Below are 13,383 nucleotides of genomic sequence, written 5' to 3' on the forward strand. Positions count from 1 at the left end.
GGGGGGCCCCGGGGGGGGGGGCCCGGCCCCCCCCCCCGCCCCCCCCGCCCCCCGTGGGGCGCCGCCCCCCCGCCGCCGGCCCCCCCCCCCCCCCCCCCCCCCCCCCCCGCCCCGGGGGGGGGCCCCGCGCTCGGCGGCACCGACATGTACGGCGCCGTCACCGTCGCGCGCAACCAGAGCCTGACAGAGCAGCGCATCACGCTGTTCCATGAACTCGTGCACCGCTACTTCGCGCCGCGCACCGGTCCGCTGCGGCAATTGCGCGCGCAGCTGCGATGGAATGCCTATTCCAAGTCGGCGCTGCTGCGCTACCTCGAAGAGGCGATGGCCGAGGGCTACGGCCAGTTGCGCGTGCACGGGCTGGCGCAGGCGCTCGGGGCCTATCGCTTTCCGGTCCAGTTCGGCTATGTGACCGTCTCGCAGATGCAGGTCGAAGGCATGGCGATCGGCACCATCATCCTGGGCGGCACCAGCTTCTGGGTCAGCGTGAGCGACGGGCCGATCCCGCCGAACGCTGCGCTGCCACCGCTGCCGCCGCCGGGGTCGCGATGATCGACGAGAAAGAGGCCATCGCTCTGGCGCGCGCCGCCGCCACGGCGGCTGGCTGGGCCTTCGTCGAGCCGGTGCAGGCGCGGCTGCGCAAGCCCTGGTTCGGCAAGGGCGCGGGGCGTTGGGAGATCAACAGCAACGCGATGGCGTTCGGTGCGCGCGCGCGCTTCGTGATCGACGCGGTCGACGGCCGCATCCTCGACAAGGGCTACATCCCGCGCTGAAGGCCGCGCGGCCGCCGCTCCAGGTGCAGCGGGCCCGCGCTCAGGCCGCCGCGCCCCTGAACCGCAGCGCCGCCTGCCGCACCACCTCCGCCAGCAGCCGCTCCTTGCCCTGCTTCTCGCGCAGCCACCGCGCATCGTTGCGGTTGGCCTCCACGCTGGTGCGCAGCTCGCCCAGCGCCTGTGTGGCGTTGAGCGCCTCGCTGTGCCATTCGAGCTGCGTCATCGTCATCAGGATGTGGTCGCGCAGCGGCATGTGCTGGCCGGTGGCCGGGTCGACGTACACCGCGTCGAGGCCGAAGCGGCAGGCCTGGAAGCGGTTGTAGGTGTAGACGAGGTAGTCGTCCTCGGTCGGCGCGAAGGGCTGCTCCTGCAGGAACCATGCGGCCAGCGACTGCACGTAGCCCGCGAGCGCGGCGGCGCGCTCGATGGTGAGCGGCGTGTCGAACACGCGGATCTCGATGGTGCCGAACTCGGGCTTGGGGCGGATGTCCCAGTAGAAGTCCTTCATGCTGCGCACGACGCCGGTGCGGGTCATGCGCTCGAAGTAGGCCTCGAACTCCTTCCAGCTGGTGGTGAAAGGCGCGCGGCCCGACAGCGGGAACGCGAACACCGAGTTCAGCCGCGCCGAGTCGAACTGCGTGTCCTGCCCCTGCACGAACGGCGAAGACGCCGACAGCGCGATGAAGTGCGGGATGTAGCGCGACATGCGGTGCAGCATCAACAACGCCGCATCGGCGTCGGGGCAGCCGATGTGCACGTGCTGGCCGAAGATGGTGAACTGCTTGCTCAGGTAGCCGTACAGCTCCGACAGTTCGCGAAAGCGCGGCTTGTCGTAGATGCGCCGCTCGTGCCACTGCTGGAAGGCATGCGTGCCGCCGCCGACCACCGCGATGTTGAGCTTGTCGGCGTTCTTGATGAGCGCCTCGCGGATCGGCGAGAGCTGCGTGATCACGTCCTGCGCCGAGTGGCAGATGTCGGTCGAGATCTCGATCATGCTCGAGGTCATCTCGGGCACCACGCTGCCGGGCAGCGGGGTCTGCGCCATCAGCCGCAGCATGTCTTCGGCGTAGGGGGCAAGGTCGTAGTCGTGCGTGTTCACGAGCTGCAGTTCCAGCTCCACGCCGAGCGACAGCGCCTCCGACTTGTTGAAGGGTTCGAGCTTGACCGCGCGGCTTTCGGGGTCCGATGGCAGCGGCGCCGAACGGACGTCGTCGCTGTCCGGGTCGACAGGGGTGTTGCTGGCTGCGGCGCTCATCGCTGGGTGTCCTCCGTGATGCTGAAGGCCTGGGGCGCCCAGGGCACCGAACTCTCGCCCACCGCGTGGATGGCCACCGTGGCGAGCACCGCGCCCACCACCTCCATCAACAGGATCGAGGGCAGGGCCACCTGCGTGATCATCGTGCCCAGCAGGGGCGAGGCGGTGGCGAAGTTGGAGGCGATGAGCAGCGCGATCGACGACAGCGGCGACATCGCGCAGCCGACCCAGAAGGCCTGCTTCCAGCTCGCGCCGCTGCCCGGGTTGGCAATGGCCACGCCCGAGATCTTGGCCAGCAGGCGCACGCCGATCACGGCCACCACCACGCTGGCCACCGGCAACGTCCAGTCGGCCTGGGCCGCCACGATCGACACCAGCACGAACATCAACATGGTGAGCAGCGAGGCGGCCGTGCCCAGCTGCCGCTGCCAGGCCCACGGCTTGGGGTTGAGCGTCTTCAGCAGCACGCCGCCGATCAGGGCCGCCAGCGGCGCCGAGCCGCCGATGTGCGCGGTGAGCGCGGCGCCCGCCGCGATGATCGCCAGCAGCAGGATCGACGTGTTCTCGCTCGATGGGCTCATCACCCGCAGCGCCGAGCGCAGCGCCAGCGCCATGACCCCGCCGACCACGAACGAGAGGCCCAGCACCACCGCCACCGGATAGAGCTTCTGCAGCATCGTCTGCGGCGCGCGCTCGATCAGCCCGGCCTGCGCGTAGCCCAGCGCCAGCGCATAGAAGGTGTTGAGCGTGGCCAGCGTCATCGCGCGCTCGGTCACGGGGCCGGCGGCGCGGGTGTCGATGATCACGCGGCTGAGCACCGCGGGCGAGGCGACGATGGCCATCAGCGCGATCGGGTTGGCCACCGGCTCTGGCAGGCCCAGCAGCGTCAGCACCCAGTACACGCCGAAGTAGGTCAGCGTGGCTTCGAGCAGGCTCTGCACCAGCACCATCGGGTTGTGGCGGAACCAGCGCAGCGGCAGCCGCCCGCCGGCCTCGAACAGCACCACGGCCACGCCGAGTTCGAGCAGGAAGAGGCTGATGCCGCGCAGCGGCCAGATCGCGCCTTCGAAGCCGGCGAAGCCCACCACCGCGCCGACCAGCGAGTAGCCGATCACCTTGGGCAGCCCCAGGTAGCGTTGCACGAGGTGGCCGGAAGCCGCCGCCACCGCCAGCAGCAGCGACCATAGAACGGTTGGCAGGCCCGCCGAGGGGCGCACCCATTCGGACCAGAAGCCCAGCAGATCGTTGAGGAAGCTAGTCAAATTCATCCAGAAGAAGGAAAAAGCCCTGTGGCGCCGAGGAAGGCGCCGATGCGGGGTTGTAACGCATGGTCGAGTCCATGGGGTGCAGGACAAAGGCGTTTTCTGTCCATCCGGCGATTTGATCGCCGGAGAACGCCGCGGCGCAAGAGGTTACCTAGTGCAGCACGCGCGATACGGGGGCGCCGCCGATGTCGGCTTCGAGCACGAACATCGGAATGGGCACGTCGAAACGCTCGCCTTCCTCGGTCACCACGAAGTAGCTGCCGTGCATCGTGCCGCTCGGCGCCTGCAGCCGGCAGCCGCTCGTGTAGCGGAAGGATTCGCCGGGCGCAAGCAGCGGCTGCTGCCCGATCACGCCCAGGCCCTTGACCTCCTGCGCATGGCCAGAGGCATCGTTGATCAGCCAGTGGCGGGCGATCAGCTGGGCGGCCACCGAGCCCGTGTTGGTGACGGTGACCGTATAGGAAAAGGTGTAGATGTTGTCCTTGGCGGACGACTGGTCGGCCAGGAAGCGCGGTTCGACCTGTACGCTGAAGGGGCTGTGCGGCATGGGCGCATGGTAACGGAGGCCGTTGGTCGGACTTGCGGCGGCTGCGAGAATCAAGGGTTATGAGCACCCCGTTCCGCATCGCGCCCTCCATCCTGTCCGCCGATTTCGCGCACCTCGGCAAAGAACTCACCGACGTGATCGCGGCCGGCGCCGACTGGATCCACTTCGACGTGATGGACAACCACTACGTGCCGAACCTGACCTTCGGCCCGATGGTCTGCCAGGCGCTCAAGCCCTACGCCAAGACCGCTGCCGGCGCACCGGTGCCCATCGACGTGCACCTGATGATCCAGCCGGTTGACGCACTGGCGGCCTCTTTCGCGCAAGCGGGCGCCGACTACATCAGCTTCCACCCCGACGCATCGCCGCACACGCACCGCAGCATCCAGGCCATCAAGGCGGCCGGCTGCAAGGCGGGGCTGGTGTTCAACCCCGGCCTGGGGCTCGAAGCGCTGGACTGGGCCATCGACGACATCGACCTGATCCTGATCATGAGCGTGAACCCCGGCTTCGGCGGCCAGAGCTTCATCGACTCGGCGCTGCGCAAGATCGAACTCGCGCGCAAGCGCATCGAGCAGAGCGGACGCGACATCCGCCTCGAGGTGGACGGCGGCATCAAGGCCGACAACATCGCGCGCGTGGCCTCGGCCGGCGCCGACACCTTCGTGGCCGGCAGCGCGATCTTCAACGCCAAGGACTACGGCGCGGTCATCGCCGACATGCGCAGGCAGCTGGCCGGCGTCGTCAGCGCCTGACCTTTCCGCCGCCTTCGACGCTGTCCGCCTCCAGCGCGCGGTCGGTGTCGACCAGTCCGCGCTCGACGTCTTCTTGGGCCTGGCGGCCCACCCTGGGTGGCTGGCCGTCCTGTGTCTGCTGGCTGTCGGACGACTGGTCGCGCTCGTGCGGCAGGCGCGGCGCCGATTCGCCGCCTTGCTCCACCTTGGTCTTGCCGCCGCCGGCGTCCTTCAGGGGATCGGCCGGCGTCGTCTTGCTCTTGCTGCTCTTGCTGGGGGTCATGCGTGGCTCCTTCGATGAGGAACGAGCCTGCGCCGCCGCTGCCGCCGGGGCGGTAGGAAATACGAGGCAGCCCCTGTAGGTGTCCGCTCGGCGCTATGAAATGGGTAGCGCCTTTGCGCGCATGGAAGGGCCTCCGCAATAATCCCCCGATGTCCTCCGATCCTTTTGCCGGCGTGGCCACCGACAGCCTGCGCATCCACGCCTTCGCCTCGTTGAACCCCGGTCCCCGGCTGCTCGTGATGGGTGGCGTGCACGGCGACGAAATCTCCGGCACCCTGGGCATCGAGCGCATCCTGGCCGAGTTCGATGCCGGCACGCTGCAGCTGCGGCGCGGCGAACTGACGATGGTGCCCGTCGCCAATCCATTGGCCCGTCGCCGCTTGCAGCGCGAGGGCGAGCGCAACCTCAACAGGCTGTTCCGCCCGACCGAGGCGCCGGTCGACTACGAAGCCCGCGTCACCAACGTGCTGGCCCCGCTGATCGCGCGTCACGAGGTGCTGCTCGACCTGCATTCCTTCCAGAGTGAGGGCGAGGCCTTCGCGATGATCGGCCCGCGCGACAACATCGGCGCGCTGGAGCCCTTTGCACGCGCATACGAGGAAGGCCAGCTCGCGCTGCACATCGGCACGCCCATCGTGGTGGAAGGCTGGCTCGACATCTACGCCGCCGGCCTCGCGCAGCGCGCGGGCGGCGTGCCGGCCGACGAGGCCGCGCTCGACTTCGGCCGCGGCACCAACGAATACATCCGCAGCCGCGGCGGCTACGGCGTCACGCTCGAGTGCGGCCAGCACCTGGACCCGCAGGCGCCCGAAGTGGCATGGCGCGCCATCCGCCGCACGCTCGCGCTGCTGGGCATGGCGGCGCTGCCCGAAGGGCTGTCGGGCGGGCCCGCGCAGCCGCCGAAACTGCTGCGCCTGGCCAGCGTGACCGACCGCCTGCACGAGGAAGACAGCTTCGTGCGCGACTGGGCCACCTTCGACGAAGTGCTGCGCGGCGAGCCCATCGGCATGCGCCACGACGGCACGCTGGTGAGCGCGCCCGACGACGGCTTCATCGTGTTTCCCAACGCGGTGGCGCTGCCGGGCGCCGAGTGGTTCTACTTCGCGCGCCCGAGCGAGCGCCAGCTCGGACCCGTGGCCGGCGCGGCCTGACGGCGCCTGGGGCCGCGCTCCTACACCGCCCGGGCAGGGGCGGCGCACATTCCCAGCCTGAAGGAGTGCGTCCATGTCCATCTCGAAAAAAGCCCCCGCGCCGCGCGTCCTGTGGAAGGGCGCCATCAGCTTCGGCCTCGTCCACATCCCGGTTGCGCTGTACTCGGCCACCACCGACCACGGCATCGACTTCGACTGGCTCGACAAGCGCACCATGGACCCGGTCGGCTACAAGCGCATCAACAAGAAGACCGGCAAGGAGATCGCGCGCGAGCAGATCGTCAAGGGCATCGAGTACGAGGACGGCGAGTACGTGGTGCTCAGCGACAAGGAGATCGCGGCCGCCTATCCCAAGACCACGCAGACCATCGAGATCGAGACCTTCGTGCCGGCCAACGGCATTCCCTTCGTGTACCTGGAGCGGCCCTACTACGTGGCGCCGATCAACCGCGGCGCGAAGGTGTACGCGTTGCTGCGCGAAACCCTTCAGCGCAGCGGGCGTGTGGGCGTGGCCCGTGTCGTGATCCAGACCAAGCAGCACCTGGCGGTGCTGGTGCCCGTGGGCCCCGGCCTCGTGCTGAACCTGCTGCGCTGGGGCGCGGACATCCGGCCGTGGACCGACCTGCCGCTGCCTTCGGAAGACGCGAAGAAGGCCGGCCTGAGCGAGCGTGAGCTCAAGATGGCCACGCAGCTGGTCGACGACATGAGCGCCGACTGGGACCCCGACGAATTCAAGGACGAGTTCAAGGACGAGATCATGCGGCTGGTGGACAAGAAGGTGAAGGCTGGCCAGACCGAGACCGTCACGCAGCCCGAGCCCGAGGAAGAGCAGCGCACCGGCGAAGGCCGCGGCGCCAAGATCCTCGACCTGACCGAGCTGCTGCAGCGCAGCCTGCGCAAGGGTGGCGGCAAGCCCACCAAGGAAGAAGAGGAGGAAGAGGACGCAGAACCGGAACCGCCGCCCAAGGCCGCCGCGAAGAAGCGCAAGCCGGCCGCGAAAGCCGCGCGCAAGACCCCCGCCCGCCACCGCCGCGCCGCCTGAGTGAGGCCGGCCGCGATGGGCTCCACCGCATCGACCGCGCGCAAGGCCCTGGCGCGTTACCACGGCAAGCGCGATTTCTCGCGCACGCCGGAGCCCGAGGCCGGCGGCCGGCCGGGCAAGGGCGTGCTGTCCTTCGTGATCCAGAAGCACCACGCGAGCCATCTGCACTACGACTTCCGGCTCGAACTCGACGGCACGCTCAAGAGCTGGGCCGTGCCGAAGGGGCCGTGCCTCGATCCGTCCGTGAAGCGCATGGCCGTGCACGTCGAGGACCACCCGATCTCGTACGCGGATTTCGAGGGAACGATCCCGCCGAAGCAGTACGGCGCGGGCACCGTGATCGTCTGGGACCGCGGCGACTGGCTGCCCGAGGGCGACGCGCGCAAGTCGCTCGCCGCCGGCAAACTCAAGTTCGAACTGCGTGGCGAGAAGCTGCACGGTCACTGGACGCTGGTGCGCATGCACGGCAAGGGCGACGACAAGCATGAGCCCTGGCTGCTCATCAAGGAACGCGACGGCGAGGCGCGGGCGATCGGTGAGTACGACGTGGTCGAAGAACAGCCGGCGAGCGTGATCACCGGGCGTGGCGTGGACGAGGTGGACCAGCCGCCGAAGAAAGTCGCCAGCAAGGCGCCCGCAAGAAAGCTTGCAGGAAGAACCGAGAAAAGGACCGCGAAATCCCCGCTGCCGGCCACTTTCCAGCCCCAGCTCGCCACGCTCGCGGCTTCGCCGCCTTCATCTCCCGGCGACTGGCTCTACGAGCTCAAGTTCGATGGCTACCGCCTGCTGGCGCGCATCGACCGCGGCAAGGTCCGCTGTTTCACCCGCAATGGCCACGACTGGACCGCGAAGCTGCCCGCGCTCGAGAAGGCGCTGGCGAAACTGCCCACGGCCGGCGCATGGCTCGACGGCGAGATCACCGTCGAAGGAGAGAACGGTGCGCCCGACTTCCAGGCGCTGCAGAACGCCTTCGATCGCGGCAAGACCTCATCCATCGTCTACTGGCTGTTCGACGCGCCCTTCCTCGATGGCGAAGACCTGCGCGACATGCCGGTCGAGGAGCGCCGTGCCCGGCTCGCGCAGCTGCTCGGCCGAAAGCCGCCCGCGCCGCTGCGCCTGAGCGAGGCCTTCGACGCTTCGCCGCGCGACCTGCTCGCGTCGTCGGCGCACATCGGTTTCGAGGGCATCGTCGGCAAGCGCAAGGGATCGCCGTACGTGTCGCGCCGCTCACCCGACTGGATCAAGCTCAAGAACCAGCAGCGGCAGGAGTTCGTGATCGGCGGCTTCACCGCGCCGAAGGGCTCGCGCACCGGCTTCGGCGCCTTGCTGCTGGGCGTGCACGACGAGGCCACCGGCCGGCTGCGCTACTGCGGCAACGTGGGCACGGGCTTCGATGCGGGCCGCCTCGCCGATGTCAAGGCCCGCCTCGACAGGCTGGCCACCGACGCCTGCCCCTTCGAGCCTGCGCCGCGCGGCGTCAGGGCGCAATGGGTCAAGCCCACGCTCGTGGCCGAAATCTCGTTCGGCGAATGGACGCGCGAAAACCGAGTGCGCCAGGCCGTGTTCCAGGGGCTGCGCGCCGACAAGCCCGCGCGCGACATCCGGCGCGAGCGGCCGCAGCGGATCAGGGAGATCGAGGCCGCACCAAAGCCGAAGAACCAGGAAGCAAAGACACCCATGATCCCGAAGATCACCCACGCTGACCGCGTGATCGACAAGCACAGCGGCATCACCAAGGGCGCACTCGCGGCCTACTACGACAGCGTGGCGAAACTCATGCTGCCGCACCTGCGCGGCCGGCCGGTGTCGCTGGTGCGCGCGCCCGAGGGCGTGGGCGGCGAGCTGTTCTTCCAGAAGCACCTGCAGAACAGCGAGATCCCCGGCGTGCGCCTGCTCGATCCCGCACTCGATCCGGGCCACGAGCCGCTGCTGCAGATCGACACGAAGCAGGGCCTGCTCGGCGCCGCGCAGATGAACGTCATCGAGCTGCACACCTGGAACGCCACCTCGCGTGCCATCGGCAAGCCCGATCGCATGACCTTCGACCTCGACCCCGGCGAGGGCGTCGCATGGCCGCAGATCCAGGAGGCCGCGATGCTGGTGCGCACGCTGCTCGACGAACTGGGCCTGCCGTGCTTCCTCAAGACCAGCGGCGGCAAGGGGCTGCACGTGGTGGTGCCGCTGCGGCGGCAGTACGACTGGGACACCGTCAAGGGCTTTTCACAGGCCGTGGTGGCGCACCTGGCCGAAACCATTCCGTCGCGCTTCGTGGCGAAGAGCGGCCCGCGCAACCGCGTGGGCAAGGTGTTCGTGGACTACCTGCGCAACGGCTTCGGCGCAACCACCGTCAGCGCATGGTCGGCGCGTTCGCGCCCCGGGCTGGGCGTGTCGGTGCCGCTTGCGTGGGACGAATTGCCGGCCTTGACCAGTGCCGCGCAGTGGACTGTCGCCAATGCGGCCGAACGCTTCGAGACCGGCAACAAGCCCTGGGCCGCCATGGAGCGCAGCCGAAAGGGGCTTGCCGCGGCGATGAAGCTGCTGGGCTACAGCAGCAAATAGGCATCCCTGCATTCCTCCCTCCCCTCCCCGGGGGAGGGTCGGGGTGGGGGCACGACGGCTTGAAAAAAACGCTGCGCCTCATCGAAGGCCTGCCCCCATCCCAGCCTTCCCCCGGGAGGGGAAGGAGCAAAACCCGACGCTACTGAAGCACTTCCTCGGTCGTCACTTCAAAGCGCTCCAGCGTGTTCGCACCGAACACCATCGTGATCGGCACGTCCGCCGCGTCGCGCCCGCGCGCGATCACCACGCGGCCGATGCGCGGCGTGTTGTGGCGCGCGTCGAAGGTGTGCCAGCGGTTGCCCAGGTACACCTCGAACCATGCGCTGAAGTCCATCGGAGAAGGCACCGGCGGAATGCCGATGTCGCCGAGATAGCCCGTCACGTAGCGCGCCGGAATGTTCATGCAGCGGCACAGGGTGATCGCGAGGTGCGCGAAGTCGCGGCATACGCCCGTGCCTTCGCGAAAGCCTTCCGTGGCGGTGCGCGTGGCCCGCGCGTTCCCGTAGTCGAAGCGCAGGTGCCGGTGCACGAAGTCGCAGATCGCCTGCACGCGCGACCAGCCCGGCGCCACGTTCGAGAAGTTGGCCCAGGCGAACTCCAGCAATTCGCTGTCGACCTCGCAATAGCGGCTCGGCAGCACGAAGGGCAGCGTGTCCACCGGCAGGTCGGCCGCCATGTGCCCGACGGCGCCGAAGTCCACCGGGTCGGGCCAGCCGGTGTCGTACACCACCGCGCGGTTGCGCAGGCGCACGCTCTTCACTCCCGGGGGGACGTGCACACGCGCGCAGTGGTTGCCGAATCCGTCCAGGTAATGGTCGGTGGCCAGTGGCGGGCTGAGCGTGATGTTCTCCTCCCCTTGCAGGTCCCGGGCGCGCGAGGGATGCACCTGGAGCATGTAGATCACGGCCGTGGGGGCGGTGACGCCGAGTTCGATGTCGAAACCGATTCTGATCAGCATGGTTCTTTTCTTCTTTCTTTCTTCCCTGTGTTGGACCCATGCTATGCGACGGCGCTCCCCGATCCCACGGCCAGGGCGCGCGAAGCTTCGTAGGCGGGCAGGAGGTGCTGTCGGTGCGCTCCTACCTCGTCCGCGTGCCTTCTCCCACAGCGGTGGAAGGGCGGCCACTACGGGGTCCGGGCGCCGCGAAACATAACCTTGCATTTCGCTTGCAGCCCCGGAGTGATCCATGGAGTTCTCATCGCTTTTCGACTCGTTCATCGGCACCTGGGGCGCTGAAATCCTGTTGTGGACCGTCGCCGCCGCGGCGGGCAGCATTTGCCTGGTCGCCCTGGTCAACGTGCTCGACATGTTCCTCGACAACAACGAAACGGGCTGAACGCCCACCCCATGAAAGACTCCAGCAGATCCACGATGACGCCGCAGAACAAGGCTGCCGCAGGCCGCCGCGCCAGCGCCGCCAAGGCGGGCGGCGGCAGCAACGCCAAGCAGCTGCAGCTCGAAGGCTTCACCGTCGAGCATCCGACGACCCTGACCACCAACCAGGGTCTGCAGGTACCCGACAACCACAACTCGCTGAAAGCGGGCGTGCGCGGTCCGACGCTGCTGGAAGACTTCATCCTGCGCGAGAAGATCACGCACTTCGACCACGAGCGCATCCCGGAGCGCGCCGTGCACGCGCGCGGCTCGGCGGCGCACGGCTACTTCCAGGTCTACAAGTCGATGTCGCAGTTCACCTGCGCCGACTTCCTGCAGGACCCGGACGTGAAGACGCCCGTGTTCGTGCGCTTCTCGACCGTGGCCGGCTCGCGCGGCTCGGCCGACACGGTGCGCGACGTGCGCGGCTTCGCCGTCAAGTTCTACACGCGCGAGGGCAACTACGACCTCGTGGGCAACAACATCCCGGTGTTCTTCATCCAGGACGCGATCAAGTTCCCCGACCTCATCCACGCCGTGAAGCCCGAGCCGCACCACGAGATGCCGCAGGCCGCGAGTGCGCACGACACCTTCTGGGACTTCGCCTCGCTGATGCCCGAGAGCACCCACATGCTGATGTGGGCCATGAGCGACCGCGCCATTCCGCGCAGCCTGCGCATGATGGAAGGCTTCGGCGTGCACACCTTCCGCTTCGTCAACAGCCGCGGCGAGAGCCACTTCGTGAAGTTCCACTGGAAGCCCAAGCTCGGCATTCATGGCCTCGCGTGGGACGAGGCGCAGAAGATCGCCGGCAAGGACCCGGACTTCCATCGGCGCGACCTGTGGGAAGCCATCGAGAACGGCGACTTCCCCGAGTGGGAGCTCGGCGTGCAGATGATCGCGCAGGACAAGGAGCACTCGCTGGGCTTCGACCTGCTCGACCCCACCAAGCTGATTCCAGAAGAAATGGTGCCGGTGCAGAAGATCGGCAGGCTGGTGCTCAACCGCAACCCCGACAACTTCTTCGCCGAGACCGAGCAGGTGGCCTTCCATCCGGGCCACGTGGTGCCCGGCATCGACTTCAGCAACGACCCGCTGCTGCAGGGCCGCCTCTTCTCGTACACCGACACGCAGATCTCGCGCCTGGGCGGCGCCAACTTCCACGAACTGCCGATCAACAAGGGCGTGTGCCCGTTCCACAACTTCCAGCGCGACGGCATGCACAGGCAGACCATCGCGCGCGGCCAGGTGGCCTACGAGCCCAACACGCTGGGCAGCGGCACGGAGTTCCGCGTGGACGGCGGCAGCCACGGCTTCCAGTCGTTTCCGGAAGAGACCGAGTCGCCCAAGGTGCGCCGCCGCAGCCCCTCGTTCGACGACCACTTCACGCAGGCGCGCCTGTTCTTCAACAGCCAGAGTGCGGCCGAGAAGGAGCACATCATCGCGGCCTTCCGCTTCGAGCTGTCGAAGCTCGACGTGCCGGCCATCCGCCAGCGCATGGTCGACAACCTTGCGCACGTGGACGAGAAGCTGGCACGCCGCGTGGCCGAGCCGCTGGGCATCGGCGAGCCCGATGCCAGGGCGGCGGCGGGGCGCGCGGGCTTTCGCGACCACCGCATATCGCTGCCCATCGACGAGTCGCCGGCGCTGCGCATGGCCGACACGGGCGACGGCTCCATCCGCACGCGCAAGGTCGCGGTCCTCGTGGCCGATGGTGTCGATTCGGCTTCGCTGAAGCCGATCCGCGATGCGCTCGAGCAGGCCGGTGCGCAATGCAAGACAGTGGGCCCGAAGCTGGGCACCGTCGCCAGCGCATCGAAGCGCCAGATCGACGTCGACATGACCTTCGCCAACACGCCCTCGGTGATGTTCGACGCCGTGCTCGTGCCGGCCGGCAGCGAGAGCGCCGCCGCGATGTCGGGCATCGGCGATGCGGTGCACTTCGTGCTCGAGGCCTACAAGCACTGCAAGGCGATCTGCACGGTGGGCGAGGGCGTGCGGCTGCTGTCCACGCTCGGTATCGCCGCGGACACGCCGCCGGCCGATGTGCCGGCGGGCGTGGTGGTGGCGGCCACGCCGGTCACCAACCTGGGCGACACGACGGCGGCGATGCAGGTGGCGAACGATTTCATCGCGGCCATCGCCAAGCACCGGCACTGGGACCGTGCCAACGTCGACGCGGTGCCCGCTTGAGTTGGCCGGCCCGCGCGGGTTGACTGTGAGCGACGTCGACAAATGCAGCACTTTGGGGGTGTGGATTGGGTCCGATCAGATCTTCATAGTGTTGATTGCCGTCGAAAATTGACCCTCTAAACGCAGTAAGGGGGTGCGGACGAAAACTTGGACTACCAGGAGGTAGTTCGTGTATTCCTACGAAGATCGGATTCGAGCCGTTGAGC

The 13,383-nt window shown here is 68.4% G+C and carries 13 protein-coding genes; 8 read left to right on the plus strand and 5 right to left on the minus strand.

The window, feature by feature from the left end:
- Window positions 1-144 precede the first annotated feature (144 nt).
- Window positions 145-552 carry a hypothetical protein gene (locus tag ACCC97_RS27750; RefSeq protein WP_413336180.1) on the plus strand — a complete coding sequence of 136 codons (408 nt, stop codon included), beginning with the start codon at window positions 145-147 and terminating at the stop codon, window positions 550-552.
- Window positions 549-773 (plus strand): hypothetical protein, encoded by a 225-nt coding sequence (locus tag ACCC97_RS27755; protein WP_413336181.1) that lies wholly within the window; start codon window positions 549-551, stop codon window positions 771-773. Before ACCC97_RS27750 ends, ACCC97_RS27755 begins: the two co-directional genes overlap by 4 nt.
- Before the next feature lie 40 nt (window positions 774-813).
- Here the strand turns inward: ACCC97_RS27755 and ACCC97_RS27760 are convergent, their stop codons facing one another.
- From ACCC97_RS27760 to apaG, 3 genes are all read right to left on the minus strand, one after another.
- Entirely contained in the window at window positions 814-2,028 is a 1,215-nt protein-coding gene (locus ACCC97_RS27760; protein ID WP_007829920.1) for a YbdK family carboxylate-amine ligase, read from the minus strand.
- The gene (locus ACCC97_RS27765; RefSeq protein WP_007829922.1) at window positions 2,025-3,296 is read right to left on the minus strand and encodes a cation:proton antiporter; all 1,272 of its coding nucleotides are present in this window, start codon (window positions 3,294-3,296) and stop codon (window positions 2,025-2,027) included. Before ACCC97_RS27765 ends, ACCC97_RS27760 begins: the two co-directional genes overlap by 4 nt.
- Before the next feature lie 148 nt (window positions 3,297-3,444).
- Entirely contained in the window at window positions 3,445-3,840 is a 396-nt protein-coding gene (gene apaG, locus ACCC97_RS27770) for a Co2+/Mg2+ efflux protein ApaG (RefSeq protein WP_007829924.1), read from the minus strand.
- A 59-nt stretch (window positions 3,841-3,899) separates the two neighbouring features.
- Here apaG and rpe point away from each other — a divergent pair, with 59 nt between their 5' ends.
- On the plus strand, window positions 3,900-4,595 hold the full coding sequence (gene rpe, locus ACCC97_RS27775) for a ribulose-phosphate 3-epimerase (RefSeq protein WP_007829925.1): 696 nt from the start codon (window positions 3,900-3,902) through the stop codon (window positions 4,593-4,595).
- On the opposite strand, the gene ACCC97_RS27780 is transcribed toward rpe, so the two are convergent.
- The gene (locus ACCC97_RS27780; protein WP_007829926.1) at window positions 4,585-4,857 is read right to left on the minus strand and encodes a hypothetical protein; all 273 of its coding nucleotides are present in this window, start codon (window positions 4,855-4,857) and stop codon (window positions 4,585-4,587) included. The genes rpe and ACCC97_RS27780 overlap by 11 nt on opposite strands.
- A 149-nt stretch (window positions 4,858-5,006) precedes the next feature.
- Here ACCC97_RS27780 and ACCC97_RS27785 point away from each other — a divergent pair, with 149 nt between their 5' ends.
- The 3 genes from ACCC97_RS27785 to ligD all read left to right on the plus strand — a co-directional run bounded on the left by ACCC97_RS27785 (window position 5,007) and on the right by ligD (window position 9,609).
- On the plus strand, window positions 5,007-6,008 hold the full coding sequence (locus ACCC97_RS27785) for a succinylglutamate desuccinylase/aspartoacylase family protein (RefSeq protein WP_413336184.1): 1,002 nt from the start codon (window positions 5,007-5,009) through the stop codon (window positions 6,006-6,008).
- Between the two features lie 73 nt (window positions 6,009-6,081).
- The gene (locus ACCC97_RS27790; RefSeq protein WP_007829928.1) at window positions 6,082-7,050 is read left to right on the plus strand and encodes a Ku protein; all 969 of its coding nucleotides are present in this window, start codon (window positions 6,082-6,084) and stop codon (window positions 7,048-7,050) included.
- A gap of 15 nt (window positions 7,051-7,065) precedes the next feature.
- Entirely contained in the window at window positions 7,066-9,609 is a 2,544-nt protein-coding gene (gene ligD, locus ACCC97_RS27795) for a DNA ligase D (RefSeq protein ID WP_413336186.1), read from the plus strand.
- 139 nt (window positions 9,610-9,748) lie between these two features.
- Here ligD and ACCC97_RS27800 read toward each other — a convergent pair whose 3' ends face one another.
- A complete protein-coding gene (locus tag ACCC97_RS27800; RefSeq protein WP_007829931.1) occupies window positions 9,749-10,567 on the minus strand; it encodes a transglutaminase-like domain-containing protein in 819 nt (272 codons plus the stop codon).
- Window positions 10,568-10,796: 229 nt separating this feature from the next.
- Here ACCC97_RS27800 and ACCC97_RS27805 point away from each other — a divergent pair, with 229 nt between their 5' ends.
- Together ACCC97_RS27805 and ACCC97_RS27810 are read left to right on the plus strand one after the other, a co-directional pair.
- Window positions 10,797-10,946: a hypothetical protein gene (locus ACCC97_RS27805; RefSeq protein WP_413336187.1), complete on the plus strand. Its 150-nt coding sequence runs from the start codon at window positions 10,797-10,799 to the stop codon at window positions 10,944-10,946.
- 35 nt (window positions 10,947-10,981) lie between these two features.
- Window positions 10,982-13,177 (plus strand): catalase, encoded by a 2,196-nt coding sequence (locus ACCC97_RS27810; protein WP_413336189.1) that lies wholly within the window; start codon window positions 10,982-10,984, stop codon window positions 13,175-13,177.
- Window positions 13,178-13,383 lie beyond the last annotated feature (206 nt).

Origin of the sequence: Variovorax sp. Varisp85, from assembly GCF_047304045.1 — a bacterium.
GTDB lineage: Bacteria > Pseudomonadota > Gammaproteobacteria > Burkholderiales > Burkholderiaceae_C > Variovorax.